General features: G+C 72.4%; 27 protein-coding genes. 9 read left to right on the top strand and 18 right to left on the bottom strand.

Going from position 1 to position 26,749, the window contains the following annotated elements; all coding sequences use genetic code 11:
• Positions 1–5: 5 nt before the first annotated feature.
• The 3 genes from IE311_RS18585 to afsQ1 are packed head-to-tail and all read right to left on the bottom strand — an operon-like array spanning position 6 to position 2,844.
• The gene (locus IE311_RS18585; RefSeq protein ID WP_189832832.1) at positions 6–644 is read right to left on the bottom strand and encodes a hypothetical protein; all 639 of its coding nucleotides are present in this window, start codon (positions 642–644) and stop codon (positions 6–8) included.
• Positions 641–2,170 carry a sensor histidine kinase gene (locus IE311_RS18580; protein ID WP_189832831.1) on the bottom strand — a complete coding sequence of 510 codons (1,530 nt, stop codon included), beginning with the start codon at positions 2,168–2,170 and terminating at the stop codon, positions 641–643. The genes IE311_RS18585 and IE311_RS18580 overlap by 4 nt, the downstream gene beginning before the upstream one ends.
• Entirely contained in the window at positions 2,167–2,844 is a 678-nt protein-coding gene (gene afsQ1, locus IE311_RS18575; RefSeq protein WP_017239746.1) for a two-component system response regulator AfsQ1, read from the bottom strand. The genes IE311_RS18580 and afsQ1 overlap by 4 nt, the downstream gene beginning before the upstream one ends.
• 170 nt (positions 2,845–3,014) lie before the next feature.
• On the opposite strand from afsQ1, the gene IE311_RS18570 reads away from it, so the two are divergent.
• A complete protein-coding gene (locus IE311_RS18570) occupies positions 3,015–3,734 on the top strand; it encodes a SigE family RNA polymerase sigma factor (RefSeq protein ID WP_030318346.1) in 720 nt (239 codons plus the stop codon).
• Positions 3,735–3,881: 147 nt separating this feature from the next.
• Here IE311_RS18570 and IE311_RS18565 read toward each other — a convergent pair whose 3' ends face one another.
• On the bottom strand, positions 3,882–4,577 hold the full coding sequence (locus tag IE311_RS18565; RefSeq protein ID WP_189832830.1) for a uridine kinase family protein: 696 nt from the start codon (positions 4,575–4,577) through the stop codon (positions 3,882–3,884).
• Positions 4,578–4,638: 61 nt separating this feature from the next.
• Here IE311_RS18565 and IE311_RS18560 point away from each other — a divergent pair, with 61 nt between their 5' ends.
• The gene (locus IE311_RS18560) at positions 4,639–5,037 is read left to right on the top strand and encodes a hypothetical protein (RefSeq protein ID WP_189832829.1); all 399 of its coding nucleotides are present in this window, start codon (positions 4,639–4,641) and stop codon (positions 5,035–5,037) included.
• Here IE311_RS18560 and IE311_RS18555 read toward each other — a convergent pair.
• Positions 4,970–6,502: an MDR family MFS transporter gene (locus tag IE311_RS18555; protein ID WP_229902007.1), complete on the bottom strand. Its 1,533-nt coding sequence runs from the start codon at positions 6,500–6,502 to the stop codon at positions 4,970–4,972. The genes IE311_RS18560 and IE311_RS18555 overlap by 68 nt on opposite strands.
• A 3-nt stretch (positions 6,503–6,505) precedes the next feature.
• The gene (locus IE311_RS18550) at positions 6,506–7,096 is read right to left on the bottom strand and encodes an NADPH-dependent FMN reductase (protein ID WP_189832828.1); all 591 of its coding nucleotides are present in this window, start codon (positions 7,094–7,096) and stop codon (positions 6,506–6,508) included.
• Positions 7,097–7,210: 114 nt separating this feature from the next.
• Here IE311_RS18550 and IE311_RS18545 point away from each other — a divergent pair, with 114 nt between their 5' ends.
• A complete protein-coding gene (locus IE311_RS18545; RefSeq protein ID WP_189832827.1) occupies positions 7,211–7,945 on the top strand; it encodes a TetR/AcrR family transcriptional regulator in 735 nt (244 codons plus the stop codon).
• A 41-nt stretch (positions 7,946–7,986) separates the two neighbouring features.
• On the opposite strand, the gene IE311_RS18540 is transcribed toward IE311_RS18545, so the two are convergent.
• Genes IE311_RS18540 through deoC form a run of 3 tightly spaced genes read right to left on the bottom strand, consistent with a single transcriptional unit; the run spans position 7,987 to position 11,277 of the window.
• On the bottom strand, positions 7,987–8,883 hold the full coding sequence (locus tag IE311_RS18540) for an aldehyde dehydrogenase family protein (RefSeq protein ID WP_189832826.1): 897 nt from the start codon (positions 8,881–8,883) through the stop codon (positions 7,987–7,989).
• Entirely contained in the window at positions 8,876–10,312 is a 1,437-nt protein-coding gene (locus tag IE311_RS18535) for an aldehyde dehydrogenase family protein (protein ID WP_189832825.1), read from the bottom strand. Before IE311_RS18535 ends, IE311_RS18540 begins: the two co-directional genes overlap by 8 nt.
• Positions 10,313–10,317: 5 nt before the next feature.
• On the bottom strand, positions 10,318–11,277 hold the full coding sequence (gene deoC / locus IE311_RS18530) for a deoxyribose-phosphate aldolase (RefSeq protein WP_189832824.1): 960 nt from the start codon (positions 11,275–11,277) through the stop codon (positions 10,318–10,320).
• A gap of 459 nt (positions 11,278–11,736) precedes the next feature.
• Here deoC and IE311_RS18525 point away from each other — a divergent pair, with 459 nt between their 5' ends.
• The gene (locus IE311_RS18525) at positions 11,737–12,384 is read left to right on the top strand and encodes a class F sortase (RefSeq protein WP_189832823.1); all 648 of its coding nucleotides are present in this window, start codon (positions 11,737–11,739) and stop codon (positions 12,382–12,384) included.
• 34 nt (positions 12,385–12,418) lie between these two features.
• Positions 12,419–13,105, top strand: coding sequence for a PH domain-containing protein (locus IE311_RS18520; protein WP_189832822.1), 687 nt, complete (start codon positions 12,419–12,421; stop codon positions 13,103–13,105).
• A 62-nt stretch (positions 13,106–13,167) separates the two neighbouring features.
• Here IE311_RS18520 and IE311_RS18515 read toward each other — a convergent pair whose 3' ends face one another.
• The 3 genes from IE311_RS18515 to IE311_RS18505 form a co-directional block, all read right to left on the bottom strand.
• On the bottom strand, positions 13,168–14,820 hold the full coding sequence (locus IE311_RS18515; protein WP_189832821.1) for a phospho-sugar mutase: 1,653 nt from the start codon (positions 14,818–14,820) through the stop codon (positions 13,168–13,170).
• 714 nt (positions 14,821–15,534) lie between these two features.
• Positions 15,535–16,338, bottom strand: coding sequence for a purine-nucleoside phosphorylase (locus IE311_RS18510; protein WP_189832820.1), 804 nt, complete (start codon positions 16,336–16,338; stop codon positions 15,535–15,537).
• A 202-nt stretch (positions 16,339–16,540) separates the two neighbouring features.
• Positions 16,541–16,978 (bottom strand): gamma-glutamylcyclotransferase, encoded by a 438-nt coding sequence (locus IE311_RS18505; protein ID WP_189832819.1) that lies wholly within the window; start codon positions 16,976–16,978, stop codon positions 16,541–16,543.
• A gap of 238 nt (positions 16,979–17,216) precedes the next feature.
• Here IE311_RS18505 and IE311_RS18500 point away from each other — a divergent pair, with 238 nt between their 5' ends.
• Both IE311_RS18500 and IE311_RS18495 read left to right on the top strand, forming a co-directional pair.
• Entirely contained in the window at positions 17,217–18,656 is a 1,440-nt protein-coding gene (locus IE311_RS18500; protein WP_189832818.1) for an NAD(P)H-quinone dehydrogenase, read from the top strand.
• A 237-nt stretch (positions 18,657–18,893) separates the two neighbouring features.
• On the top strand, positions 18,894–19,820 hold the full coding sequence (locus IE311_RS18495) for a DeoR/GlpR family DNA-binding transcription regulator (RefSeq protein ID WP_189832937.1): 927 nt from the start codon (positions 18,894–18,896) through the stop codon (positions 19,818–19,820).
• 270 nt (positions 19,821–20,090) lie between these two features.
• On the opposite strand, the gene IE311_RS18490 is transcribed toward IE311_RS18495, so the two are convergent.
• Positions 20,091–20,636 (bottom strand): TetR/AcrR family transcriptional regulator, encoded by a 546-nt coding sequence (locus IE311_RS18490; RefSeq protein ID WP_189832817.1) that lies wholly within the window; start codon positions 20,634–20,636, stop codon positions 20,091–20,093.
• 80 nt (positions 20,637–20,716) lie between these two features.
• A complete protein-coding gene (locus IE311_RS18485) occupies positions 20,717–22,471 on the bottom strand; it encodes an acetyl/propionyl/methylcrotonyl-CoA carboxylase subunit alpha (protein ID WP_189832816.1) in 1,755 nt (584 codons plus the stop codon).
• Positions 22,472–22,826: 355 nt separating this feature from the next.
• On the opposite strand from IE311_RS18485, the gene IE311_RS18480 reads away from it, so the two are divergent.
• Positions 22,827–23,282 (top strand): hypothetical protein, encoded by a 456-nt coding sequence (locus IE311_RS18480; RefSeq protein WP_189832815.1) that lies wholly within the window; start codon positions 22,827–22,829, stop codon positions 23,280–23,282.
• An 88-nt stretch (positions 23,283–23,370) separates the two neighbouring features.
• Here IE311_RS18480 and IE311_RS18475 read toward each other — a convergent pair whose 3' ends face one another.
• The 3 genes from IE311_RS18475 to IE311_RS18470 all read right to left on the bottom strand — a co-directional run bounded on the left by IE311_RS18475 (position 23,371) and on the right by IE311_RS18470 (position 24,967).
• Positions 23,371–23,976 (bottom strand): nucleoside triphosphate pyrophosphatase, encoded by a 606-nt coding sequence (locus IE311_RS18475; protein ID WP_189832814.1) that lies wholly within the window; start codon positions 23,974–23,976, stop codon positions 23,371–23,373.
• Positions 23,977–24,065: 89 nt separating this feature from the next.
• Positions 24,066–24,194 carry a morphogenic membrane protein MmpB gene (mmpB, locus tag IE311_RS37095; protein ID WP_268257194.1) on the bottom strand — a complete coding sequence of 43 codons (129 nt, stop codon included), beginning with the start codon at positions 24,192–24,194 and terminating at the stop codon, positions 24,066–24,068.
• Between the two features lie 104 nt (positions 24,195–24,298).
• The gene (locus tag IE311_RS18470; protein ID WP_189832813.1) at positions 24,299–24,967 is read right to left on the bottom strand and encodes a TetR/AcrR family transcriptional regulator; all 669 of its coding nucleotides are present in this window, start codon (positions 24,965–24,967) and stop codon (positions 24,299–24,301) included.
• Positions 24,968–25,004: 37 nt separating this feature from the next.
• Here IE311_RS18470 and IE311_RS18465 point away from each other — a divergent pair, with 37 nt between their 5' ends.
• Entirely contained in the window at positions 25,005–26,444 is a 1,440-nt protein-coding gene (locus IE311_RS18465; RefSeq protein WP_457853425.1) for an MFS transporter, read from the top strand.
• Positions 26,445–26,528: 84 nt separating this feature from the next.
• On the opposite strand, the gene IE311_RS18460 is transcribed toward IE311_RS18465, so the two are convergent.
• Entirely contained in the window at positions 26,529–26,738 is a 210-nt protein-coding gene (locus tag IE311_RS18460; RefSeq protein ID WP_189832812.1) for an acyl-CoA carboxylase subunit epsilon, read from the bottom strand.
• Positions 26,739–26,749 lie beyond the last annotated feature (11 nt).

The raw sequence follows: 26,749 nt of genomic DNA, 5'->3' as shown, positions 1-26,749 counted from the left end.
TCCGGTCAGCCCGTGGCGGTGACCGACGGGGCCGGTGCGGGCGCCGTCGGCGGAGCGGACTCCGGGCGCTCGCGCAGCTCCGTCGTACAGCGGTAGCGCTTCGGGGCGTACGCGCCGGGGCCGCCGAGCAGCACCGTGCGGTCGCCCGCGCCCGCCGAGCTCGCCGCGAAGGTGCAGACCAGCTGCGACAGGGCCGTCGGGGCCAGGTCCTCGGGCTGGCGGCTCAGCCGCAGCGTGCCCGCCGGGTCGATCCGGCGGCCGCCGCTCACCACCAGCGGGCCGAGCACCGCCGTCGTGAACCCGGCCTTCTTCTCGCTCTCCGAGGGCTCGGCGAGCAGCTGCGCGAGCAGCTCGTTCGCCGTGAGCACCGGGTCGCCGCCGGCCTTCTCCTCCGGCAGCGGCGACCGCCGGTCCACCGCCTCCAGCTGGGACCCGCAGACCAGGTACACCCGGACCGGGACGCCCTGCACCGCCGCCCCCGTCGTCCCCTCCTCGGTGACGCTGCACGGGACCCGGGACGGCGCCGCGCCCGCGTCGACCGGGACCGAGGTGGTCCTGATCCCGCAGCCGGTGACCAGCGCGGTGAGCGCGGCGGCCACCAGGGCTCCCGTACCGGCCGTACGCCCGAAGGTGCGGCGCCTCACGCTTCCTCCACCTCGCCCTGGCTGCTGCGGGTCTGCACCTCGCGCGTGATCCCCGACGCGTCCAGCGGCAGCCGCAGCACGAACACCGCGCCGTCCACCGCCCCGTCCTCGCCGACCGAGTTGGACGCGGTGATCGAACCGCCGTGGATCAGCGCGTTCTCCATGGCGATCGACAGACCGAGCCCGCTGCCCTCGGACCGCGGCCGTGACGCGCTCGCCTTGTAGAAGCGGTCGAAGACGTGCGGCAGCACCTCTTCGGGGATGCCGGGGCCGTGGTCCCGCACCGCGATGACCAGTTCGTCCTCCTCGGTGCGCACCGAGACCCGGACCGGCGAACCGCCGTGCTTCAGCGCGTTCCCGATCAGGTTCGCGAGGATGACGTCGAGCCGGCGCGGGTCGAGCGGCGCCACGATCCCGCGCTCGGCGTCCAGGTCGACGGCGTCCAGCCAGGCCCGCGCGTCGATGCACGCGGTGATCTGGTCGGCGATGTCCACCTCGTCGAGGACGAGCCGTGCGGTGCCCGCGTCGAAGCGGGTCACCTCCATCAGGTTCTCCACCAGGTCGTTGAGTCGCCGGGTCTCGCTGACCACCAGCGCCACCGCGGGGGCGATCATCGGGTCGAGGGAGTCCTGCTCGTCCTCCAGGACCTCGGTGACGGCGGTGAGCGCGGTCAGCGGGGTGCGCAGCTCGTGCGACATGTCGGCCACGAAACGCCGGGAGGACTCCTCCCGGGCGCTCATGTCGGCGACCTTCTTCTGCAGGGACTCGGCCGCGCTGTTGAACGTGCGGGTGAGATCGGCCAGTTCGTCGGCGCCGGTGACCCGGAGCCGGGTGTCGAGCTTGCCCTCGCCGAGCTGCTTGGCCGCCTCGCCGAGCCGGTGCACCGGACGCAGCACGGTCGTCGCCGCGACCTGCGCCAGCAGCACGGATCCGGCCACCGCGAGCGCGGTGGCGATCCCCAGCGACCAGGCGAGCGAGTTCAGGTCGGCCTTCTCCGCGGCCAGCGACTTGAACATGTAGCCGGCGGGCCCGCCGCCGTCGATCCGCGTCCCGCCGACCAGGTACGGCGTCCCGTTCCGCTCCGTACGCTGCCAGAACAGGTGGTACGGGTACGGGTTCCCCTCCGTCACCGGCCGTTCCGTGTCCACCGCGACCATCAGCGAGCGCGGCACGTCGGCCAGGGTGAAGTCGTCCGGGTCGGAGGCGCCGACGATCGGCTTCCCCGCCGCCCGCTCACCCAGCAGCAGCACCTGGTAGTTGGCGCTGCCGGTCGCCATCTGCTCGGCGGTCCGCCGCAGATCGTCCTGGGTGGGACGCAGGGGCAGCGTCGCCGCCCGGTTCTGCATCTCCTGCCGGAAGTCGTTGAGCGCCCCGTCCTGGGTGCGCGTCAGCACCGCCTCGCGGTTCAGCCAGTAGGCGATGCCGGAGGCGGAGACGGCCGCGGTGAGCGCGACGAGGGCGAAGACGACGACAAGACGCAGCCGCAGGCTCGAGAGGCGCAGCCGCGTGAGGATCCCTTTGCTCACGCAGGGACGTCCAGCCGGTAGCCGACCCCGCGCACGGTACGGATGAGCGTCGGCGAGGACGGCACGTCCTCCACCTTGGCGCGCAGCCGTTGCACACAGGCGTCGACGAGCCGCGAGTCGCCCAGGTAGTCGTGCTCCCACACGAGTCGCAGCAACTGCTGCCGGGAGAGCGCCTGTCCGGGCCGGCGGCTCAGCTCCAGGAGCAGCCGCAGCTCGGTGGGGGTGAGCTGGAGGTCCTCGCCGTTCTTGGTGACGGTCATCGCGGAACGGTCGATCACGAGGGAGCCGTAGGTCGCCGAGTCCGTCGACTCCCGCTCGCCGCGCCGCAGTACGGCCCGGATCCGGGCGTCGAGGACGCGGCCCTGGACCGGCTTGACGACATAGTCGTCCGCTCCGGACTCCAGGCCCACGACCACGTCGATGTCGTCGCTGCGCGCGGTCAGCAGGATGATCGGCAACTGGTCCGTGCGGCGGATGCGCCGGCAGACCTCGAAGCCGTCGATGCCGGGCAGCATGACGTCGAGCACGACCAGGTCCGGCCGCTGCTCGCGCAGCAGCTGGAGGCCGTCCTCTCCGGTCGCGGCGGTGGCCACCCGGTGGCCCTGCCGTGACAGGGAGAGTTCGAGGGCCGTGCGGATGGCGTCGTCGTCCTCGATCAGCAACAGAAAAGGCACGGGCAACATTCTGTCGCATTCGGCCGTCCGAGTTCGACCGCTGGGAGGCTCGCTTCTGAAGGGGGGCCTGTGACACGCCTGTGACAGTCGGCGGACAACGCCATGAAGTCCGATGGGCAAGCTTCTTGGCACACGGACCGAAACACACTCCAACCGACGGGGGGCGCGAGATGAACGCACTGCACAGCACCACCTCAAGCGCAGTAGTCACGCGTCTCCACGACGTCGTACGGAGCACGGAGAAGTCCGGCGCGGTGAACGGGCGGGGGTGCGTTCGCAGCGTCGGGCGTCAGCGCAAGGCGCCGTACATGGTCGCCATTGCTGACGGGGGAGCGGCGTACGGGGAGGTCACGGGGGAGCGCAACTGCTCGGAGGCCGAGTTCACGGCCTACGTCCAGGAGCGTCGTGCCTCCCTGTACGCCACCGCCTACCACCTCACCGGTGACCGTTTCGAGGCCGAGGACCTCCTCCAGAGCGCGCTGTTCTCCACGTACCGCGCCTGGGAGCGGATCAGTGACAAGGCCGCGGTCGGCGGATACCTCCGCCGCACCATGACCAACCTGCACATCAGCGCCTGGCGCCGGCGCAAGCTCAACGAGTACCCGACCGAGGAGCTCCCGGAGACGGTGGGCGAGACGGACGCGATGCGCGGCACGGAGCTGCGCGCGGTGCTGTGGCAGGCCCTCGCCCGGCTGCCCGAGCTCCAGCGGACGATGCTGGTGCTGCGCTACTACGAGGGCCGGACCGATCCGGAGATCGCGGAGATCCTGGACATCAGTGTCGGCACGGTGAAGTCGAGCATCTGGCGGTCGCTGCGGCGGCTGCGCGAGGACGAGGTGCTCAGCTTCGGCCGTGACGAGGAGGAGTCCTTCGGCGAGCTGGTGGCCTGAAGGCGGGGGGAAAGGCCCACGAGGACCCACGGGGGAAACGGGGTCCGCGGGGGAGCACGGGGGAAATCGGGGGGACCGTACGGGGGTACGGGGGAAAACGGCGCGGGTCGCACAAGCCGGGGGGCTTGTACGACCCGCGTCGTGTTTTCAGTTCGTGGCCGGAGTGCGGTGCCGGCCCGCGGCCGCGGCGGCCAGGCGGCCCAGGGCCTCCGGCTTCGCGCAGGGATGGGCGCCCAGTTCGGTCTGCCGGGCCACGATCGCCCGCTCGGCGCGCATCAGCCGCCAGCCGCGGCGCAGCAGGAACGGCACCGACTTGCGGCCCTCGCGGAGGTCGCGGGCGAGACGGCGGCGGAACGTCGTCGAGGGACGGCCCCGCAGACAGATCGCGTCGGCGAGGACGTCCAGCTCACGGCAGCGGTTCACGATCTCCGCCGCGAAGATCCCCTCCGCCACGAAGAGCGGCGTCCGCCCGATGTCGAGCCGCTCACGGTCGACCCGGGAGCTGGTGGCGAGGTCGTACACGGGGATGTCGGTCCGTCCCGTACGGCACAGCTCGGCGACGGCGGCGACGGCGGCGTCCGCGTCCCAGGACAGCGGGGAGTCCCAGTCGATGTCCGCACTGCCCTCCACCAGGGGGAGGGACGGATCGCCGGCCTCCTTGTAGAAGTCGTCGAGGCGCAGGACCGGCAGGCCGGCGACGGCGGCGAGGGACGACTTGCCGGAGCCGGAGGGGCCCGCGAGCAGGACGACACGGGTCGGAATCGGTTGGGAACTCACGGGACACCAGTGTGAACCATTCCCCCGTGCAGGGGACCCCCGAGGAAGGCCGTTGGTATCGAGCATCACACCTCAACTACTGTCGGTGTCCGATCGATTACCTCGTGAAAAGCTCGGAAGGACCACCATGGCGCGTCACGCAGAACCCCGGAACCCCCGCCGCAGCGCCCTGCTCAAGGCCGGGCTCACCGTCACGGCGGCGGGTGTGGCGGTACTCGGCGCGGGCGCCGCGGCCCAGGCCGCCGCCCCGGTGCCGCTGCCCGTCGACTCGCTGAGCCGGACGGACGCCGCCGCGGCCGGGGCGGGCGCGCTGAGCGGCGTCACCCACGGTCTGGGGCCGCTGACCCGGCTCCAGCTGGACCCGCTGGCCAATACCGGCGTCGACCCGCTGGACAACGGCCTCGGCACCCAGGTCGCCGACTTCAAGCCGGTGGGCACCGGCCTGGTGACCGACCACCTCACGAAGGGCGGGGCAGTGGCCGATCTGCCGGTGGCCGGTCCGCTGACGCAGGGGCTGCTTCCGTGACGGAGCCGGGTCCGGTCCGCAGCGGGGTGTCCCGTACGAGCCAGGCCACGGCGAAGCCCAGGGCGGCGAGCAGTGCCGTGCCGAGCAGCACCCCGTGCACCCCGTGGGTCACCGCCGCCGCCAGGTCCTCCCGCGCCCGCTCCGGCAGCCGCAGGGCCTGCGCCGGGGTCAGGTGGGTGTCGGCCCCGTCGAGGCGTGCGGTGAACACCGCGCCGAGGACGGCCACGCCGAGCGAGCCGCCGAGCGTCCGCACGAGGGTGACGGTGCCACTGGCCGCGCCCATGTCGCGCGGCTCGGCGCCGTACATCGTGACGAGCAGGGTGGCCTGCATGAGGAAGCCCATGCCCGCGCCGACGATCACGGTGAGCCCGGAGGCGACGGCGACGGGGGTGTCCACGTCGAGCAGCAGCAGCACGAGCGCGCCCGCCGTCATCAGCGCACCGCCGAGGATCGGGTACATCCGGTAGCGGCCGGTACGGGCGATGATCCGGCCCGAGGCCAGCTGCGCGGCGACCATGGCGAGCATCAGCGGGAGCAGCAGCAGTCCGCCGGCCGTGGACGACTGTCCGCGGGCGAACTGCAGGTACTGCGGCAGGTAGTTCAGGGCGGCGATCATGGCCGCGCCGACCAGGAGACTCAGGATCTGCGCCAGGGTGAAGTTGCGGGTGCGGAAGAGCCGCGGCGGGATCACGGGTTCCTCCGCCCGCCGCTCGACCCGGACGAACCAGGCGAGGGCCACGGCCGCGATCGCGCCCAGGGCCAGGATCCGGGGTGAGGTCCAGGCGTGGGCGGTGCCGGCCCAGCCGGCGAGCAGGGTGAGTGCGAGGACTCCGGTGGTCAGCAGCAGGGCTCCCGCCCAGTCGACGCGGGCCCGGACGCGCGGGGTCCGGACGCGCAGGGCGAGCGAGACGATCAGCAGGGCGGCGAGGCCGACGGGCAGGTTGACGTAGAAGGCCCAGCGCCAGTTCAGGTGGTCGGTGAGGAGGCCGCCGACGAGTGGGCCGCCGGCGAAGGCCACCGGCAGCATCGTCCCGGTGACCGCCTGGACCCTGGCGCTGTCCTTCGGTGCCACGAGGGTGCCGATGAGCGCGAAGGCGCCGACCATCAGGCCGCCGGCTCCGATGCCCTGGAGGGCGCGGAAGGCGATGAGCTGCCCCATGCTCTGCGCGAGGCCGGAGAGGACCGATCCGGCGAGGAAGACTCCGACGGCGGAGAGGTAGCCGCCCTTGCGGCCGTAGAGGTCGCCCAGTTTGCCCCAGAGCGGGGTGGCGACGGCGGCGGTGAGGAGATAGGCGGTGACGACCCAGGAGAGCCGGTCGAGGCCGCCGAGTTCGCCCGCGATGGTGGGGAGGGCGGTGCCGACGATCGTGCCGTCGAGGGTCGCGAGGACGATGCCGAGCATGAGGCCGGTGACGCCCAGGTAGGGAATGCGGGTGTCCGGTGGATCCGTCTGGCCGGTCGTCATGGCTCAGACCTCGTAGGGCGTGCGGGCGCGGGCGGCTCGAAGTGCTTCGCCCCACCAGGTGAGTCGGTCGAGCATCGTCTTGGCGGCGGCGTCGATCGAGGGGTCGACGGCCTCGCCGTGCTCGTCGAACCGGCCCCGGACGCCCTGGAGTCCGACCGCGTCGCGCACGGTGACGGCGTGCAGCTCGGCGAAGACGCCCCGGAGGTGCTCGACGGCGCGCAGGCCGGCGGAGAAGCCGCCGTAGGAGACGAAGCCGACGGGCTTGGCGTGCCATTCCCTGTGGTGCCAGTCGATCGCGTTCTTCAGGGAGGCCGGGTAGCTGTGGTTGTACTCGGGGGTCACCACGACGAAGGCGTCGGCGGCGGCCAGCCGCGGTGAGACGGCGGCGAGCAGGGCGCGGTCCTCGGCGCGCTCGGGGGCCTGGCCGAGCTGCGGGAAGACGGTCGGCAGCGGGGTCTCGGCGAGGTCGACGAGGTCGGTGGTCAGCTCCGGGCGGGCGGCGGCGTGGGTGAGCAGCCAGTTCGCGACGGTGGGGCCGAGGCGGCCGTCGCGGGTCGAGCCCTGGATCACGGCGAGGTGGAGCGGAGCGGTCATGGGTTCCCCCTGGAGCGTCGATGTGTACGTCGTATACCCAGCGGTGTACAACGTACACGCAGGTGTGTACGACGTCCACACGGCATACGCTGTACGCGAGAGAAGGAGGCCTCAGTGGCGAAGAAGGAAGAGACGGACGACGTCTCGCTGTGGGAGCGCCTGGAGCGGCCCGCTGCCGCACCGCGGGCGTCCCTCACCCCGGGGCGGATCGCCGAGGTCGCGACCGGCATCGCGGACCGCGAGGGCTTCGCCGCCGTGACGATGCGGAAGGTCGCCACCGAACTGGGCGTCGCGCCCATGGCCGCCTATCGGCACGTCAACGGCAAGGACGAGCTGTGGGCGCTCATGATCGACCGGGTGTCCGGCGAGCTGGCGCCGGTGGACGAGATCTCCGGCTGGAGGGAGACGCTCCGCGCGTACGCCCTGCGCACCCGGGAGATGATGCTGCGCCACCCCTGGCTGGCCCATATGCCGGCGCCGCTCTTCGCCCTCACACCCCACCGGATGGCGGCCGCCGAACGTCAGCTGGCCTCGCTCGACGGGCTCGGGCTCGACGTCGACACGATGATGGCCGCGTTCCGGGCGGTCAACGCGTACGTCCACGGGGCCACCCAGTCGGAGGCCGCGCTGCGCCAGTACATGCAGGACCAGGGCTGGCAGAGCGCCGACGAGACCCGACGGGGGCTCGCCCCGCAGATGTCGTACCTGATGGAGACCGGGCGCTACCCGACCTACCGGCGCTACACCCACGGCGCGGCCCGCAAGGACGACGCGACCTGGCAGTTCGAGACGGGCCTCGACTGCGTCCTCGACGGGGTGGCGGGGATGGTCGAGCGCGGGCACGCATGAGAACGGGCCCCCGGGATCACCCGGGGGCCCGTCTCGGCGGATCAGTACGAGGAGCCCGAGGCGCCCAGCGAACCCGTCGGGTGCCAGACCGTCTTCGTCTCCAGGAAGGCGGTCATGCGGTGCGTGCCCGGGGACTCCGCGAAGTCCTCGGCGTGCGGGCGCAGGACGCGCTTCAGGTTGTCCGCCGCCGCGATCTCCAGGTCGCGGGCGAGGTCGCCCTCGGTCGCGCCCGTCAGGTCGATCGCGTTGACGTCCTGGTGGGCCGCCAGGTGCGGGCCCATCTCGGAGGCCTTGCCCGAGAGGATGTTCACGACACCGCCCGGCAGGTCGGAGGTCGCGAGCACCTCGCCCAGGGAGAGGGCGGGGAGCGGGGACTTCTCCGAGGCGATCACGACCGCCGTGTTGCCCGTCGCGATGACCGGGGCGATCACGGAGATCAGCCCGAGGAAGGACGAGTCCTGCGGGGCCACGACCGTGACGACACCGGTCGGCTCGGGCGTGGAGAGGTTGAAGTACGGGCCCGCCACCGGGTTGGCACCGCCCACGACCTGGGCGATCTTGTCCGTCCAGCCCGCGTACCAGACCCAGCGGTCGATCGCCGCGTCGACGACGGCGGCAGCCTTCGACTTCGACAGGCCCTCCGACTCGGCGACCTCGCGGACGAACTGGTCCCGGCGGCCCTCCAGCATCTCGGCCACACGGTAGAGGACCTGGCCGCGGTTGTACGCGGTGGCGCCGGCCCAGCCGCCGAAGGCCTTGCGGGCGGCGACGACCGCGTCACGGGCATCCTTGCGGGAGGACAGCGGTACGTTCGCCAGCCACTTGCCCTTGGAGTCCGTCACCTCGTACACCCGGCCGCTCTCGGAGCGGGGGAACTTGCCCCCGACGTACAGCTTGTAGGTCTTGAAGACGCTCAGCCGCGTCGCCGACTCAGACATCGAGGTAGGCCTCCAGACCGTGACGGCCGCCCTCGCGGCCGAAGCCCGACTCCTTGTATCCGCCGAACGGCGAGGTCGGGTCGAACTTGTTGAACGTGTTGGCCCAGACGACACCCGCGCGGAGCTTGTTGGCGACCGCGAGGATGCGGGAACCCTTCTCCGACCAGATGCCGGCGGACAGGCCGTACTGGCTGTTGTTGGCCTTCGCGACCGCCTCGTCGGGCGTACGGAAGGTCAGCACCGACAGGACCGGGCCGAAGATCTCGTCGCGGGCGACCGTGTGCGCCTGAGTGACGTTCGTGAAGAGCGTCGGGGCGAACCAGTAGCCGGCCTCGGGGATGTCGCAGGCGGCGGTCCAGCGCTCGGCGCCCTCCGCCTCGCCCTGCTCCACCAGCGAGGTGATCCGCGCCAGCTGCTCCGAGGAGTTGATGGCGCCGATGTCGGTGTTCTTGTCCAGCGGGTCGCCGAGGCGCAGGGTGCTCAGACGGCGCTTGAGCGAGTCGAGCAGCTCGTCCTGGATCGACTCCTGGACGAGGAGGCGCGAGCCCGCGCAGCAGACCTGGCCCTGGTTGAAGAAGATGCCGTTGACGATGCCCTCGACGGCCTGGTCGATGGGGGCGTCGTCGAAGACGATGTTCGCGCCCTTGCCGCCCAGCTCCAGGGTGGCCTTCTTGTCCGTGCCCGCGATCGACCGGGCGATGGCCTTGCCGACGGCGGTCGAACCGGTGAAGGCGACCTTGTTCACGTCCGGGTGCGCGACCAGCGCGGCGCCCGTCTCCCCGTACCCGGGAAGAATGTTGACGACGCCCTTCGGCAGCCCGGCCTGACGGCAGATGTCCGCGAAGAACAGGGCGGTCAGCGGGGTCGTCTCGGCCGGCTTCAGGACGACCGTGTTGCCGGTCGCGAGCGCCGGGGCGATCTTCCACGCCAGCATGAGCAGCGGGAAGTTCCACGGGATGACCTGACCGGCCACGCCCAGCGGCTTCGGGTTCGCCCCGTAGCCCGCGTGGTCGAGCTTGTCGGCCCAGCCCGCGTAGTAGAAGAAGTGGGCGGCGACCAGGGGGAGGTCCGCGTCGCGGGTCTCCTTGATCGGCTTGCCGTTGTCCAGGGTCTCCAGGACGGCCAGCTCACGGCTGCGCTCCTGGATGATCCGGGCGATGCGGAAGAGGTACTTGGCGCGCTCGGAGCCGGGCAGCGCCGACCACTTCTCGAAGGCCTTGCGGGCCGCCTTCACCGCGCGGTCGACGTCCTCGGCGCCCGCCTGGGCGATCTCGGCGAGGACCTCCTCGGAGGAGGGGGAGACGGTCTTGAAGACCTTGCCGTCGGCCGCCTCGACGAACTCGCCGTCGATGAACAGGCCGTAGCTGGGGGCGATGTCGACGACGGACCGGGACTCGGGAGCCGGTGCGTACTCGAATGCAGATGCCATGTTGATCAGTCCACCGTCACGTAATCGGGGCCGGAGTAACGGCCGGTCGCCAGCTTCTGGCGCTGCATCAGCAGGTCGTTGAGCAGGCTGGAAGCGCCGAAGCGGAACCAGTGGTTGTCCAGCCAGTCCTCGCCCACGGTCTCGTTGACGAGGACCAGGAACTTGATGGCTTCCTTGGTGTTGCGGATGCCGCCGGCCGGCTTCACGCCGATCTGCACGCCGGTCTGGGCGCGGAAGTCGCGCACGGCCTCCAGCATGAGCAGGGTGTTGGCCGGGGTGGCGTTGACCGCGACCTTGCCGGTCGAGGTCTTGATGAAGTCCGCGCCCGCCATCATGCCGAGCCAGGAGGCACGGCGGATGTTGTCGTACGTGGACAGCTCGCCGGTCTCGAAGATCACCTTGAGGCGGGCGCGGTCGCCGCACTCCGCCTTGATCGCGGCGATCTGCTCGAAGACCTGGAGGTAGTGGCCGGCGAGGAAGGCGCCACGGTCGATGACCATGTCGATCTCGTCGGCGCCCGCGGCGATGGCGTCCGCGGTGTCGGCGAGCTTCACCGGGAGCGCGGCGCGGCCGGCCGGGAAGGCGGTCGCGACCGAGGCGACCTTGACGCCGGAGCCCGCGAGGGTGGCCTTGGCGGTGGCCACCATGTCGGGATAGACGCAGACGGCGGCGGTCGTCGGGGTCGTGCGGTCGGTCGGATCGGGACGGACGGCCTTGGCGGCGAGCGCCCGGACCTTGCCCGGGGTGTCCGCGCCTTCGAGCGTCGTCAGGTCGATCATGGAAATGGCCAGGTCGATGGCGTACGCCTTGGACGTGGTCTTGATCGAGCGGGTGCCGAGGGACGCGGCGCGCGCCTCCAGGCCGACGGCGTCGACGCCGGGCAGCCCGTGGAGGAAGCGGCGCAGCGCACCGTCGGACGCGGTCACGTCGGCGAATGCGGATGCTGCGGATGCAGTGGTGGGCATGGTCACCAGTCGAGCATATCTACGCGCGTAGCGACCTGTACAGGGGACGGGCTTCGCAGAGCCCGAGGTCACAGCCCGCCGGTCGGCGTGGTGCCCCGTCCCCGCGGCCCCGCCCGACGCTCCGGTGACCCCTGTCACAGGGTCGTGACATGGACCGGACGAGTCCTGAATACAAGATCAATAGATTTCTTCCCGCAGCCGGCCAGACCTCACCGGACACAGAGACGGACCGAGAAAAAGCCCTCCGTCGTCCCGAGCGTCTGACCCGCACCCGCGCCACCCGCACCCGCAGCACCCGCACCCGCACCACCCACACCCCGCACCACACCGACTCCCTGCCCCTTGACCCGAGCGGGAGCGACACCCCACCCCCGGCCGGTCGCCGCGTCCCGCGCGGCGGCCGGCCGCACCCGTCCGCCGTCCGCCGTCCGCCGCGTCCCGTCCGCCCGGAGCCCGCCCGTGAACCGCCGCCCCACCCGTACCCGTACCGCCTCCGTCCTGCTTCTGGTGGCCCTCGCCGCGCTCACCGGCTGTTCGGCCGGGTCCGGGGACGGGCCCGCCACCCCGCCCGCCCGGATCACCGAGGCCACCGCCGCGCCCGCGCCGACCGCGAGCGCCGCGCCCGTGAAGCCGCTCGCCCGCGCGCTGCCCGTCCGCGTCAGGGTGCCCGCCGCCGGGGTCGACACCGGGCCGACCGGGCCCGTCCTGGAGCTCGGCCTCGCCCCGGACGGCACCGTCGAGGTGCCCTCGGTCGAGGACGCCGAACGCATCGGCTGGTACGACAAGGGCGTCACGCCCGGCCAGACCGGCCCGGCCGTCCTCATCGGACACTTCGACACCGCACGCGGTCCCGCCGTGCTGAAGAACGTCTCCAAGGTCCGGGTCGGCGACGAGATCACCGTCACCCGCGCCGACGGCACGACCGCGGTCTTCCGGGTCAGGGAACTGGAGCAGGTCGACAAGGACACCTTCCCGACCGCCAAGGTGTACGGCGACACCGAGGGCCCCGAGCTGCGTCTCATCACCTGCGGCGGCGAACTGGTCGACGGCCACCGGCCCGACAACATCATTCTGTACGCGGACCTGGTGGCCACGCGGGGCGCCTGAGCCTCCCCCGGCCCCCTGAGGCACAATCGGCCCCATGACGACCCCCGAGCCGACCCCCGAGCCCAGCCACGAGCCGAGCCGCGAGTCGACCCCCGAGCAGCCGTCCGCAGGGAAGCAGTCCCCCGACCGGGTCTTCCGGTCGCCGCTCGGGATCGCCAGCGGGGTGTTCCTGCTGATCCTCGCGGCGCTGTTCGCCGGTGACGTGATGATCCGCGGCGAGGGCCGGTCGCCCTGGCTCGCGCTCGCGGGTCTCGTCCTCGCCGTGCCGCTGATCGTGGCCTTCACCATCCGGCCCGCCGTCTACGCCAACGACGACCGGCTCCGGATCCGCAACCCGTTCCGGTCGGTCACGCTGCCCTGGTCGACGGTCGCCGACGTCCGGGCCGGCTACTCCAGCGAGGTCTTCACCCAGGACGGCGCCAAGTACCAGCTGTGGGCCGTGCCCGTCTCGCTGCGCCAGCGCAAGAAGGCCGCCCGCAAGGCCGCCCGAGCCTCCCAGGACGACCCGCACGGCCGCACCTCGGTGACCGCCAACGTCCGCGACAGCGCCGCCCGGACCGCGCCCAGCGACCAGACCGTCGCCGATCTGCGCGAGCTGGCCGAGCGCCGCGGGGGCACCCCGGGCGCGCAGGGCGAGGTGCGGGTGCGCTGGGCGTACGAGATCGTCGGCCCCGCGGCGGCCGGGCTGCTGCTCCTCGTGATCCTTATGGCGACGGGCTGACGCACGCACACGGAAGGGCCGGTACGGAGGATTCCGTACCGGCCCTTCCGTGTGCCCGGGACTCAGAGCCCCGCGGCCGCCGACAGGTCCCGCTTGATCGCGACGAGCACGTCCGAGGCCGTCGCACGGGCCGGAGCCAGGTCGTCCGCCGCGGCGACCGGCACCACGACCTCCAGGTAGCACTTGAGCTTGGGCTCCGTGCCGCTCGGGCGGACGATCACCCGGGCCTTGTAGGTGCCCTCCAGGTGGTAGCGCAGCCCGTCCGTCGGGGGCAGCGACTCCGTGCCCTTCGTCAGGTCCTCGGCCGTCACCACCGTCAGACCGGCCAGGGAGACCGGCGGGCGCTCGCGCAGCGCCGTCATGGCGTTCGCGATGACGCTCAGGTCCTCGACCCGCACCGACAGCTGGTCCGTGGCGTGCAGCCCGTGCTCGATCGCCAGGTCGTCGAGCAGGTCGGTCAGCGTCCGGCCCTGCTCCTTGAGCACCGACGCCAGCTCGGTCACGAGCAGCGCGGCCGTGATGCCGTCCTTGTCGCGGACCCCCTCGGGGTCGACGCAGTAGCCGAGCGCCTCCTCGTAGCCGTACCGCAGGCCGTCGACGCGGGCGATCCACTTGAAGCCGGTCAGCGTCTCCTCGTACCCGACGCCCGCGGCCTCCGCGATCCGGCCCAGCAGCGAGGACGACACGATCGACTCGGCGAACACGCCCGTCGCGCCCTTGTGCACCAGGTGCGCGGCGAGCAGCGCGCCCACCTCGTCGCCGCGGAGCATCCGCCAGCCGCCCACGACCGCCGGGTCGGGCACGGCCACCGCGCAGCGGTCGGCGTCAGGGTCGTTGGCGATGATCAGGTCGGGGTCCACGGCGCGGGCCGCCTCGAAGGCGAGGTCCATGGCGCCCGGCTCCTCCGGGTTCGGGAAGGCGACCGTCGGGAAGGCCGGGTCCGGCTCGGCCTGCGCGGCGACAAGCGCCGGCGGCGGGAAGCCGGCGCGCGCGAACGCGGCCGTCAGGACGTCCTTGCCGACGCCGTGCATGGCCGTGTAGACGGTCCGCGCGGTGCGGGGGGAACCGGGGGTCAGCACGGCGTCCGTGCGCTCCAGGTAGGCGTCCAGGACCTCGTCGCCGAGGGTCTCCCAGCCGGTCTCGGGGCGGGGCACGTCGTGCAGCGAGCGGATCGCGTCGATCTCGGCGGCGATCTCCGCGTCGGCGGGCGGCACGATCTGCGAGCCGTCGCCCAGGTAGACCTTGTAGCCGTTGTCGCGCGGCGGGTTGTGACTGGCGGTCACCTCGACACCGGCGACGGCGCCCAGATGCCTTATGGCGTACGCGAGGACGGGCGTCGGCAGCGGGCGGGGGAGGAGCGCGGCGCGCAGCCCGGCGCCGGTCATCACGGCGGCGGTGTCACGGGCGAAGTCCGCGGACTTGTAGCGGGCGTCGTAGCCGACGACGACCAGGCCGCCCTCCTGGCCCTTGGCCCTGAGGTACGCGGCGAGGCCGGCGGCGGCCCGGATGACGACCGAGCGGTTCATGCGCATGGGCCCGGCGCCCAGCTCGCCACGGAGTCCGGCGGTGCCGAACTGGAGGGTGCCGGCGAAACGGGCGGCGAGCTCGTCGCCCGCGCCGCGGTCGAGGAGCGCGGCCAGCTCCTCCCGGGTCTCCGGGTCGGGGTCCTCGGCGAGCCATGCCTGGGCCTGGGCGAGGAGATCGTCCTGCGTCACGGTGTGCCTTTCGGGGAGTCGGCGGGGTCGGGTTCGGGGTGGGCGGGAGTGCGGGGTGCCGCTGCGCGGAGCCTTCCCCCGCCCCGCCCCTTCCCGAAACCGGGGGCGGGCCCCCGGACCCCGTACGGCCTTCGGCCGGGTCCTCGGACGCCGGGCGGGCCGGGATGCCCACCCGGCGTCCGAGGAACCGGCCCGCCCGGGTCGTCCCCCACCCCCGCGCGGGCGTGGGGGACGACCGAGGCGCGGGGGCTGAGCCCCCGGTCACGGGAAGGGGGCGGGGTGAAGAAGAAACCCCACGCGGCGGCCCCGACCGCAGGGCGGTCAGGACCGCCCGGTGGTCGGGCCACCTGGTGGTCGGGACCGCCCGGCGGTCGCAACCACGTGGTGATCGGAACGCCCGGTGATTGGGACAACCTGGCAATCGGGACCCCCTGGCGGTCGGAGTCACCTGGTGGTCGGAACCGCCCGGTGGTCGGGACCCCCTGGCGGTCGGGACCCCCTGGCGGTCGGAACCGCCCGGCGGTTGGGACCACCCGGCGATCGGGCCACCCGGTGGTCGGAACCACCTGGCGATCGGGACACCCGGCGGTCGAGACCACCTGGCCGTCGGAACCGCCCGGTGGTCGGAGGCCGCCGCAGCGCCCCGGAGTCCGGTCGGCCCCGGAGTCCGGTCGGCTCCCGAGGACCGGGCGGTGCCAGGGGTGCGACGGGGGATCAGATCCGGTCGAGGACCCGGGTCAGGAGCTCACCCATCCGCGCCGCCGAGTCGCGGCCCGCCTGGAGGACCTCCTCGTGGTTCAGCGGCTCGCCCGAGAGCCCCGCCGCCAGGTTGGTGACCAGGGAGATGCCGAGGACCTCGGCGCCGGCCTCGCGTGCCGCGATGGCCTCGAGGACGGTGGACATGCCGACGAGGTCGCCGCCGAGCACGCGGACCATGTTGATCTCGGCCGGGGTCTCGTAGTGCGGCCCGGGGAACTGCACGTAGACGCCCTCTTCGAGGGTCTCGTCGACCTCCTTGCACAGCGCGCGCAGCCGCGGCGAGTACAGGTCGGTGAGGTCGACGAAGTTCGCGCCGACGATCGGGGAGGCGGCCGTCAGGTTGAGGTGGTCGCTGATGAGGACCGGCTGGCCGGGGCGCATGCCCTCGCGCAGGCCGCCGCAGCCGTTGGTCAGGATGATCGTCTTGCAGCCGGCGGCGACGGCGGTGCGGACGCCGTGGGCGACGGAGGCGACACCGCGGCCCTCGTAGAAGTGGGTGCGGCCGAGGAAGACCAGGGCGCGCTTCTCGCCGATCTTGTACGAGCGGACCTTTCCGCCGTGGCCCTCGACGGCGGGCGGCGGGAAGCCGGGGAGGTCGGTGACCGGGAACTCGGCCTCGGGGGCGCCGAGGGCGTCGACGGCGGGCGCCCAGCCCGAGCCCATGACCAGGGCGACGTCGTGGTTCTCGACGCCGGTCAGCTCGCGAAGACGGGCGGCAGCGGCCTCGGCGGCCTCGTACGGGGTGGCAGTTGCGTTCACTGACTCTCTCGCCTCGGGGAGGGGAGTCCGAGGCTTGCCCCGGACGGATTTGATACGCGCAGAAGCGTAGCCGGAGTTTGCCTACGCGCGTAGATGACGATGCCGACGGACATGCGATCGTTGTCTTGTCGTTTCCGACGAATGGCGCACGCTCACCCCCGTCCCCGCGCGTCGGCGGTTCGTACACCCCCGGCGGACACCGTCAGCAGGGGCGCTTGCGCAACTCCATCACGTAGTCGTGCGGCGCGCCCGCCGACTCGGCCGCGTCGGCGACCTCGCCCAGATAACGGGCGGAGGGCAGCCCGCCCTCGTAGGCGTTGAGGACGTAGACCCAGGCCGGCTCCTCGCCGTCCAGGGTGTGCACCCGGACCCGCATCCGGCGGTAGATGTCCAGCCCCACGCCCTCCCAGCGGTCCATGGAGTCCTCGTCCATCGGCGCGATGTCGTACAGCGCCACGAAGACCTGGGAGCGCGGGGCCTCCACGATGGTGGCGAGCGCGCCGTCCCAGCCCATCTGCTCGCCGCCGAAGGTGAGCCGCCAGCCGTTCAGCCAGCCGGTGCCGCGCAGCGGGGAATGCGGTGCGCGGCGGCTCATCAGCCGCGCGTCGAGGTTGCCGGCGAAAGCGGCGTAGAGCGACATGGGACCGAGGGTACGGGAGGGGGCGGGGTGTCCGGCGAACTCCGAGGTGGGGACCGCGCGGTACGTCCCGCGGGGGGCCGGAGCGCCGGACCGCCCCCTTCGGAGGCCCCGGCGTGAGACCGCGCCGGGCGTGCGGGAGAATGGGGTACGCACTTGAAGCGTGCGGGACAATGGCGTACGCACTGCATCCCAGCGGGGGGACCCCCCGGCAGAACGAGAGCGCGAGGCGTAGATCCCAGTGACCCGGATCGTGATCATCGGCGGCGGACCCGGCGGATACGAGGCGGCCCTGGTGGGCGCCCAACTCGGCGCGGAGGTGACCGTCGTCGACTGCGACGGCCTCGGCGGCGCGTCCGTCCTGACCGACTGCGTTCCCTCCAAGACCCTGATCGCCACCGCCGAGGTGATGACCACCTTCGACTCCTCCTACGAGGAGCTGGGCATCATCGTCGCGGACGACACCCCGCACGTGGAGCAGGCCGCCCGCGTCGTGGGCGTGGACCTCGGCAAGGTCAACCGACGGGTGAAGCGCCTGGCGCTCGCCCAGTCGCACGACATCACCGCCTCCGTCACCCGGGCCGGCGCCCGGGTGCTGCGCGGCCGCGGCCGGCTCTCCGGCCGGCAGGCGATGGACGGCTCCCGTCAGGTGGTCGTCACCGCCGCGGACGGCACGGAGGAGACGCTGACCGCGGACGCCGTGCTGATCGCGACCGGCGGCCACCCGCGCGAGGTGCCGGACGCCAAGCCGGACGGCGAGCGCATCCTGAACTGGACCCAGGTCTACGACCTCAAGGAGCTCCCGGAGGAGCTCATCGTGGTCGGTTCCGGTGTGACCGGCGCCGAGTTCGCCGGTGCCTACCAGGCCCTCGGCTCCCGGGTCACCCTGGTCTCCTCCCGGGACCGGGTGCTGCCGGGCGAGGACCCGGACGCCGCCGCCGTCCTGGAGGACGTCTTCCGCCGCCGCGGCATGAACGTCATGGCCCGCTCCCGCGCCGAGTCCGCCAAGCGGGTCGGCGACCGGGTCGAGGTCACCCTCGCGGACGGCCGGGTCATCTCCGGCACCCACTGTCTGATGGCGGTCGGCGCGATCCCGAACTCGGCCGGAATGGGTCTGGAGGAGGCGGGGGTCAAGCTGAAGGACTCCGGTCACATCTGGACCGACAAGGTCTCCCGTACGAGCGCCCCCGGCGTGTACGCGGCCGGTGACGTCACCGGTGTCTTCGCGCTCGCCTCGGTGGCCGCCATGCAGGGCCGTATCGCGATGTACCACTTCCTCGGCGACGCGGTGGCCCCGCTCAACCTGAAGACGGTCTCGTCGAACGTCTTCACCGACCCCGAGATCGCCACCGTCGGGTACACGCAGGCCGATGTGGACGCGGGCAAGATCGACGCCAAGGTCGTCAAGCTGCCGCTGCTGCGCAACCCGCGCGCGAAGATGCAGGGCATCCGGGACGGCTTCGTCAAGATCTTCTGCCGCCCGGGCACCGGCATCGTGGTCGGCGGCTGTGTCGTCGCCCCGAAGGCGAGCGAGCTGATCCATCCGATCTCGATCGCGGTCGACAACAATCTGACGGTTGAACAGATCGCAAATGCTTTCACCGTGTACCCCTCCCTGTCGGGTTCGATCGCGGAAGTGGCACGGCAGTTGCACACCCGGAAGTCCGCGGGCGAGGCGTAGTCCCCGGCCGGTGCGCGGCTCCCGCCTGCGGGAACGGTTCACCGACTCGGACAACCCCCGGCAAGGCAGGGCATAGCCCTGGCGCGGGACGGATCAACGGCGGGGCCTCCTATATCACTTGGAGGTCCCGTCTGTGTGCATCTTCTGCAATTCGGCGCATACTGCTGAAAACTATCGGCCGGTCACGTTACTGTCAGTTTCGTGTTCGCTGCAGAACGTCGCCAGTTGATCCTCGAAATGGTGCGAGCCAATGGGGCCGTGTCGCTCCGCGAGCTCGCCCGCGTCGTCCAGACCTCTGAAGTGACCGTACGGAGAGACGTACGGGCCCTCGAGGCAGAAGGACTCCTCGACCGCCGGCACGGCGGTGCGGTGTTGCCGGGCGGATTCACGCGAGAATCCGGCTTCCCGCAGAAATCCCATCTCGCGACCGCGGAGAAGACGGCCATCGCCGACGTCGCCGCGAGCCTCGTCGAAGAAGGCGAGGCCATCGTCGTCGGCGCCGGGACGACCACGCAGGAGCTGGCTCGCCGGCTCGCCCGCGTGCCCGGTCTGACCGTGGTCACCAACTCACTCCTGGTCGCCCAGGCCCTCGCCCATGCCAACCGGGTGGAGGTCGTCATGACCGGGGGCACCCTCCGCGGCTCCAACTACGCCCTGGTGGGCAGCGGGGCCGAGCAGTCCCTCCAGGGCCTCCGGGTCTCCCGCGCCTTCCTCTCCGGGAGCGGGCTGACCGCCGAGCGGGGCCTGTCCACGTCCAACATGCTCTCCGCGAGCGTGGACCGGGCACTCGTCCAGGCGGCCGCGGAGGTCGTGGTCCTCGCCGACCACACCAAGCTCGGCTCCGACACCATGTTCCAGACGGTGCCCACGGACGTCATCACCCGCCTGGTGACCGACGAACCGCCCGCCCACGACGACCGGGCGGCCACCGAGCTCCAGGCCCTCGCCGACCAGGGCGTTCAGATCGCCGTCGCCGGTACGGGCGCCGCCACCGGCCCTACGGGCGGCGACCAGGTCCACCCGGGGGCCCGGGCCCGCCGTGACATGCCGCTCCCGGTCCAGCGCGGCCGGATGGCGGCCGGTCAGTTCCGGGGCCCGGGCGGAGGGATGGCCGCCGAGACGATGGAGCGCACGGCGCGGGTCGCGGACATGCGCCGCCGCTGAGGCCGGCCGTCGGCGCGGTTCGTGGTCGCCGACGTCCGTGGTCGCCCGGGAGCGTGGCCTTCAGGCTCGTGGTCACCCGAACCCCCGGGTCGCCCAGGCTCGTGGTCATCCGAACCCCCGGGTCGCCCAGGCCCGTGGTCGCTCGAACCCGCGGTCACCCAGGCCCGTGGACGTCCAGGCCCCTGTGGACGTCCCGGCACGAGGGACCCTCCCCCAGGGGTCCCGTGCGCCGCCCCGGACTCCTGTCGCCGTGGGGCGGTGCCTTCCCGCTCAGTCCTTGATTCCCCGGAGCGTCAGCGCGAGCAGACGATCCGCCAGCGCGGTGTCCTCCGGGCACTGTTCCGCCGCCAGCGCGATCGCGTTGGTCAGCTGCATCAGATCGCCGATCGACACGTCGGCGCGCACCTGGCCCGCCTCCCTCGCGCGCCCGAGCAGCCGCTCGCCCGCCGCGCGCAGTGGCTCGCTGCACTGGGCGAGCGCCGAACTCCGGTCGTACGAGGCGGACATCAGCGCGTGTGCGAGTCCCCGGTACTCGCCCGCGTGGGCGATCAGGGCCCGCAGCCACTCCACCAGCGCCCGGCACGGCTCCTCGGCCTCGGCGAGCTCCCCCGAGCGGTGCAGGAGCTCCGCCAGGGCCTCCTGGAAGACGGCGCTCAGCAGCTCGGCCCGGGTGGGGAAGTGGCGGTAGAGGGTGCCGATTCCCACGCCCGCGCGGCGGGCGATCTCCTCAAGAGGTGCGTCGGCGCCCTGTTCGGCGAAGGTGACACGGGCTTCGGTGAGCAGTCGCTCGTGGTTGCGGCGTGCGTCGGCTCGCATGGCTGGTGAGTCCCTCCCTTCGACGAAGGGCCCGCAGGCGGCTGCCTGCGGGCCCTTCCGTACCGTACTCGGTGCGACGGTCAGTCCTTGATGTCGCAGATGGCGGCGCCGGAGGTGACGGACGCGCCGACCTCGGCGGTGAGGCCCTTGACGGTGCCGGAGCGGTGGGCGTTGAGAGGCTGCTCCATCTTCATGGCCTCCAGGACGACGATCAGATCGCCTTCCTTGACCTCCTGGCCCTCCTCGACCGCGATCTTCACGATCGTGCCCTGCATCGGCGAGGCGAGCGTGTCGCCCGAGGCGGCGGGGCCGGACTTCTTGGCCGCGCGGCGCTTGGGCTTCGCGCCGGCCGCGAGGCCGGTGCGGGCCAGCGTCATGCCGAGCGAGGAAGGCAGCGAGACCTCCAGGCGCTTCCCGCCGACCTCGACCACGATCGTCTCTCGGCCGGACTCGTCCTCGTCGGCGTCGGCGCCGGCGGGGGCGAAGGGCTTGATCTCGTTGACGAACTCGGTCTCGATCCACCGGGTGTGGACCTGGAACGGGTCGGACGTGAACGCGGGGTCGACGACGACGGCCTGGTGGAAGGGGATGGCGGTGGCCATGCCCTCCACCTTGAACTCGGCGAGCGCCCGCGCGGCGCGCTGGAGGGCCTGTTCGCGGGTGGCGCCGGTGACGATCAGCTTGGCCAGGAGCGAGTCCCAGGCCGGGCCGATCACCGAGCCGGTCTCCACGCCGGCGTCCAGGCGGACGCCGGGGCCGGTCGGCGCGTCGAAGAGGGTGACGGTGCCGGGGGCGGGCAGGAAGCCTCGGCCCGGGTCCTCGCCGTTGATGCGGAACTCGAAGGAGTGACCCCTTATGGCCGGGTCGTCGTAGCCGAGTTCCTCGCCGTCGGCGATGCGGAACATCTCCCGTACGAGGTCGATGCCCGCGACCTCTTCGGTGACCGGGTGCTCGACCTGGAGGCGGGTGTTGACCTCCAGGAAGGAGATCGTGCCGTCGGCGGCGACGAGGAACTCCACCGTGCCGGCGCCGACGTAGCCGGCCTCCTTCAGGATGGCCTTCGACGCCGCGTACAGCTCGGCGTTCTGCGCCTCGGTGAGGAACGGGGCGGGGGCTTCCTCGACGAGCTTCTGGTGGCGGCGCTGCAGCGAGCAGTCGCGGGTGGAGACGACGACCACGTTGCCGTGGGTGTCGGCCAGGCACTGGGTCTCGACGTGCCGGGGCTTGTCGAGGTAGCGCTCGACGAAGCACTCGCCGCGGCCGAAGGCGGCGACGGCCTCGCGGACGGCGGAGTCGTAGAGCTCGGGGACCTCTTCCAGGGTCCGGGCGACCTTCAGACCGCGGCCGCCGCCGCCGAAGGCGGCCTTGATCGCGATGGGCAGCCCGTGCCGCTTCGCGAACTCCACGACCTCGTCGGCGCCGGAGACCGGGTCGGGGGTGCCGGCGACGAGCGGGGCACCGGCACGCTGCGCGATGTGACGCGCCGCCACCTTGTCACCCAGGTCGCGGATCGCCTGCGGCGGCGGGCCGATCCACGTCAGACCGGCGTCCAGCACGGCCTGCGCGAACTCGGCGTTCTCCGACAGGAAGCCGTAGCCGGGGTGGACGGCGTCCGCACCGGCGTCCTTCGCCGCCTGGAGGACCTTGCCCATGTCCAGGTAGCTGGTCGCCGGAGTGTCACCGCCCAGAGCGAACGCCTCGTCGGCCGCCCGGACGTGCAGAGCGTCCCGGTCCGGCTCGGCGTACACGGCCACGCTGCCGATACCCGCGTCCCGGCACGCCCGGGCCACACGGACAGCGATTTCGCCACGGTTGGCGATGAGCACCTTGCGCACGATGGCTCCCTCCTTGAAACAAGCTGAGTTTAGGGACTGCCGACACGGCCTTTCGACCCGTCCCCAGTGGTGAGCTTGCCCACACGGAGCGTGACCCCGGGCCTGCTCGGGTCGTGAATTCCCTTGTCGCACCACGGTACGCAGGGTTCCTTTACGGCACAGTAGCTCCGAGGTGTGGCGCAGGTCTCTGTTCATGCGGCCAGTCGCCATTCGGGTTTCTTTGTGGAGTCCCTACGAATGGCCCAACGATTCTTTGCGCTGCCGTCCGCCGTCGCCGGTCGTGCGCACACTCTTGTCCAGGGGTTTACCGGCCAGTAGCCTTCGCGCTGTCGATCGTACTGTCGGTAACAGGCGAATGCAGGGGGTGGCCGAGGTGGCCCGCAGACCGATAGCTCTCGTGACGGCGGCGGTGCTGTTCCTCGAAGCGCCCGGGATCGTCGCGATCAACGCCGTGATGGCACGGTTCGTGAAGGCCCAGACGATGTCACTCGACGGGATGGATCCCGACGCGATGTACACCGGCACCTGGGCGCTCGGGATCGCCTCCGGCGTGGCGCTGGCCCTCTGCGGCCTCGTCGCCCTCGTCGCGGGCATCCGCGACCGCCGGCCCGGGCGCGCCGGGCGGGGTCTGCTCATCGGCTGCGCGGTCGTGCACGGCATCCTGGGCGCGGTCACCGTCGGTCTGATCGGCTGGGGCGCCTTCGCGTTCATGATGCTCGTGCTCGGCCTGATCGTGCTCACCCTGGTGGCGTACGGCAAGGGGAGCGAGAAGGGCGCGGGGGCGCGCGAAGAGGCGCCGGCGCCCGCGTAACTCCGCGGCCCGCGGCGCCCGGCCCGCCCCCGCGGCCCGGGTCGCTCCACGGCCCGCGGCGCCCCGGCCGACGGCCCGCGGACCCGGCTCAGACCCAGAGGTCCGTGATCCGCACGTCCAGCTTCGCGAGGAGCGTGCGCAGCAGCGGCAGCGACAGGCCGATGACATTGCCCGGGTCGCCGTCGATGCCGTCGATGAACGGCGCCGAGCGCCCGTCCAGGGTGAAGGCGCCCGCCACGTGCAGCGGTTCGCCGCTCGCCACGTACGCCGCGATCTCCTCGTCCGTCGGCTCGCCGAAGCGGACCACGGTGGAGGCCGTCGCCGACTCGTAGCGCTTGGCGGCCGTGTCGTACACGCAGTGACCGGTCTGGAGGATGCCCACGCGGCCGCGCATCGCCTTCCAGCGGGCGGTGGCCTCCTCGGCGTCGGCCGGCTTGCCGAGGGCCTGCTTGTCGAGCTCCAGGACCGAGTCGCAGCCGATGACCAGGGCGCCGAACACCTCGGGCCGGGCGGCCACATGGGCGGCCTTCGCCTCCGCGAGGGCGAGCGCGAGCTCGGCGGGGGTCGGGGCGTGCGTCTTGTCCTCGTCGACCCCGCTCACGATCACCTCCGGGGCGAGCCCGGCCTGCCGGAGCAGGTTGAGGCGGGCGGGGGAGGCGGAGGCGAGCACCACACGGCGCGGTTCGGCAGTCATGGGGGCAGCGTAGTCAGTGACGGGGTGCCGTTCCCGTCGAGCCGTGGCACGCGCGGGCGCGCCCGGGTCGGCGGGTGTCCAGCGGGTGTCTAGCGCGCGCTGACGACGAACATCGCCACCACCATCGCCAGGGCCAGCAGCACGCCCGCGCGACGGAGCATCGCCTGCATGTCGCGCATGAACTTCGGCGGCTGATTCTTCGGGTCCGACCACAGCATGTCTTCGATCCTGCGGGCGGGACGGGCGGGGCGCCTGAGTACGGATACTCAGGCGCCCCGGTGCCGAAGGACTATTCGCGGACGAACGGACGGGCAACCGGCCGTTACGGGCGGGCGAACACTCCGTCCTTCGCCGCCGCGAGCGCGGCCGTGACCGCCCGTTCCGCCACGTCCGCGGTGACCTCCTCGTGGGTGACCGTGAAGCGGTAGTAGAGCGGCGCGGAGACGGCGCGGAGCAGTTCGGTCGGGTCCGTCCCCGCCGGGATCTCGCCGCGGGCCGCGCCCTTGGCGACGACGGGGGTCCATTCGTCCAGCCGGGTCCGGTAGAAGCCGGCGAGTGCGCGGGCGCACTCCTCGTCGCAGCCCGCCGCGGAGATGACGGCTCGGAAGACGGCTCCCATCCGGGTGTCGGTGAGGGTGGCGCGGACGAGTTCGGCGTTGGCCCGCAGGTCGCCCGCGAGGCTGCCGGTGTCGGAGGCGGGCAGGGACTGCTCGGCCATGTCGTGCAGGAGGTCGGTGACCAGGCCGACGGGGGAGCCCCAGCGGCGGTACACGGTGGTCTTGCCGACGCCCGCGCTCGCGGCGATCCGGTCCATGTTCAGGGCGTGGAAGCCGCTCTCGGCGAGGGCGTCCCGGGCGGCGTCGAGGACGGCCCTGCGGACCTTCGCGGTGCGGCCGCCGGGACGCAGGGTGCCGGGCGAGGCCGGCTGGCTCTCAGTCAAATGGGTCTCCTGTTCCATTAACGCCATCGACTCTGCTACGGTACGGGACATCTTAACGGAACCAGTCTCCCATTAAGGGGTCGTACGCATGGTTGCCCTGGATCACCCCAAGCCCGCCGGCCACCCTCGGGCGGCCGATCACCCGCAGTCCGTCGAACAGTCCACGGCCGATCGGTCCACCGCCCCGACCGCCGCGCCGACGGACGCACGCATGACCGGCCGGATGCGGCTCGTCCTCGTCGTCCTCCTCCTCGCCCAGTTCATGCTGGCCGTGGACTTCTCGATCCTGAACGTCGCCCTGCCGGTCATCGGCCAGGGACTCGGCTTCACCCTCGGCGGCCTCCAGTGGATCGCCACCGCCTTCGCCCTCGCGGCCGCCGGATTCACCCTGCTCTTCGGGCGCGTCGCCGACCTCGTCGGCCGCCGCCGCCTCTTCCTCGGCGGCATGGCTCTCCTCGGGATCTCCTCCCTCGTCGGCGGCCTCGCCACCGGCCCCGAGATGCTGATGGCCGCCCGTGTCGCCCAGGGCCTCGCCACCGCCGCCGTCACCCCCGCCGGGCTCTCGCTGCTCACCTCCTCCTTCCCCGAAGGCCCGCTGCGGGCCCGCGCGCTCGGTCTCAACGGCGCCCTCATGTCCGCGGGCTTCACCACCGGCGCGATCCTCGGCGGCGTCCTCACCGACCTGCTCTCCTGGCGCTGGGCCTTCCTCGTCAACGTCCCGGTGGCCCTCGCCGTCCTCGTCGTCGCCCCGATCGTCCTCACGGAGAGCCGCCCCGCCGTCCGCCCCAGGCTCGACGTGCCCGGCGCGATCACCGTCACCGGCGGACTCCTCGCCCTGGTCTACGGCCTGACGACCGAACCCCTGGCCCTCGTCCTCGGCGTCGCCCTGCTCGTCGCCTTCTGGTTCGTCGAGCGGCGGGCGGCCTCGCCCCTGGTGCCCGTACGCATCCTCACGCGCCGCACCGTCGTCTGGGGCAACCTCGCCGGGCTCGTCGCCTTCGTCACCGAGACCTCACTGGTCTTCCTGATGACGCTGTACCTCCAGGACGTCCTCGGCTTCTCCCCGCTCGCCGCCGGCCTCTCCTTCGGCGTCCTCGGCGCGGGCACGGTCATCGGCGGGGTGTTCGCCTCCCGCTTCATCGGCCGCTTCGGCGCCCGTACCGCCCTGGTCTCCGGCGGTCTCCTCCAGGCCGTCGCGACCCTCGCCCTCTACGGACTCGGCGACGACCGGGGCAGCCTCTGGCTGCTGCTCGCCGCGACCTTCGTCGGCGGCGTCGGCAACATGCTCGCCATCGTCGGCTTCATGGTCACCGCCACGTCGGGGATCCCCGACCACGAGCAGGGCACGGCGACCGGCCTCGCGACCATGACCCAGCAGATCGGCATCACCATGGGCACCCCGATCATGAGCGCCGTCGTCGTCACCTCGCCCGTCCTCCTCGACGGCATCGGCCTCGCGGTCCTGGTGAACGCGGCGATCGTGGTGGCCGGAGCCGTCCTTGCCGGCGTCTTCCTGCGCCGTACGTGACGGATGCCCCGGCGAGTGACGGAGAACGCGAAAGGCCGGACCCCCCGCACACGGGGCCCGGCCTTTCTCCGTGACTGCTCGCGATCACACGGGCCAGTACGACCTCGCCCAGGCCCGCGGGCCCGGACGGTGCCGGACCGCACGCGCGATCCGGGAGGGGTCCGACCAGCCCTCCGGCACCGCGGGGCCGCCGCTCTCGGCGGACGCCGCCGTCGCCGCGGCCCGCGCCTGAACCACCGCCAGTGCGGCGGCCAACTCCTCCGGGGTCGGGTTTCCTCGTACGACCTTGATCATGTCGACTCCTT

Origin of the sequence: Streptomyces zaomyceticus, assembly GCF_014656215.1 — a bacterium.
GTDB classification, from domain to species: Bacteria; Actinomycetota; Actinomycetes; order Streptomycetales; family Streptomycetaceae; genus Streptomyces; species Streptomyces zaomyceticus.
Note: the sequence above shows the minus strand (reverse complement) of the source record. Positions and strands in the feature narration are given on the sequence as shown.

Coding starts and splice junctions, on each gene's coding strand:
- IE311_RS18570 (WP_030318346.1), top strand. CDS start 3,015: ATGAACGCACTGCACAGCACCACCTCAAGCGCAGTAGTCACGCGTCTC.
- IE311_RS18565 (WP_189832830.1), bottom strand. CDS start 4,577: ATGCTCGATACCAACGGCCTTCCTCGGGGGTCCCCTGCACGGGGGAAT.
- IE311_RS18560 (WP_189832829.1), top strand. CDS start 4,639: ATGGCGCGTCACGCAGAACCCCGGAACCCCCGCCGCAGCGCCCTGCTC.
- IE311_RS18555 (WP_229902007.1), bottom strand. CDS start 6,502: ATGACGACCGGCCAGACGGATCCACCGGACACCCGCATTCCCTACCTG.
- IE311_RS18550 (WP_189832828.1), bottom strand. CDS start 7,096: ATGACCGCTCCGCTCCACCTCGCCGTGATCCAGGGCTCGACCCGCGAC.
- IE311_RS18540 (WP_189832826.1), bottom strand. CDS start 8,883: ATGTCTGAGTCGGCGACGCGGCTGAGCGTCTTCAAGACCTACAAGCTG.
- IE311_RS18535 (WP_189832825.1), bottom strand. CDS start 10,312: ATGGCATCTGCATTCGAGTACGCACCGGCTCCCGAGTCCCGGTCCGTC.
- deoC (WP_189832824.1), bottom strand. CDS start 11,277: ATGCCCACCACTGCATCCGCAGCATCCGCATTCGCCGACGTGACCGCG.
- IE311_RS18520 (WP_189832822.1), top strand. CDS start 12,419: ATGACGACCCCCGAGCCGACCCCCGAGCCCAGCCACGAGCCGAGCCGC.
- IE311_RS18505 (WP_189832819.1), bottom strand. CDS start 16,978: ATGTCGCTCTACGCCGCTTTCGCCGGCAACCTCGACGCGCGGCTGATG.
- IE311_RS18495 (WP_189832937.1), top strand. CDS start 18,894: ATGGTGCGAGCCAATGGGGCCGTGTCGCTCCGCGAGCTCGCCCGCGTC.
- IE311_RS18490 (WP_189832817.1), bottom strand. CDS start 20,636: ATGCGAGCCGACGCACGCCGCAACCACGAGCGACTGCTCACCGAAGCC.
- IE311_RS18480 (WP_189832815.1), top strand. CDS start 22,827: ATGCAGGGGGTGGCCGAGGTGGCCCGCAGACCGATAGCTCTCGTGACG.
- IE311_RS18475 (WP_189832814.1), bottom strand. CDS start 23,976: ATGACTGCCGAACCGCGCCGTGTGGTGCTCGCCTCCGCCTCCCCCGCC.
- mmpB (WP_268257194.1), bottom strand. CDS start 24,194: ATGCTGTGGTCGGACCCGAAGAATCAGCCGCCGAAGTTCATGCGCGAC.
- IE311_RS18470 (WP_189832813.1), bottom strand. CDS start 24,967: ATGTCCCGTACCGTAGCAGAGTCGATGGCGTTAATGGAACAGGAGACC.
- IE311_RS18465 (WP_457853425.1), top strand. CDS start 25,005: ATGGTTGCCCTGGATCACCCCAAGCCCGCCGGCCACCCTCGGGCGGCC.
- IE311_RS18460 (WP_189832812.1), bottom strand. CDS start 26,738: ATGATCAAGGTCGTACGAGGAAACCCGACCCCGGAGGAGTTGGCCGCC.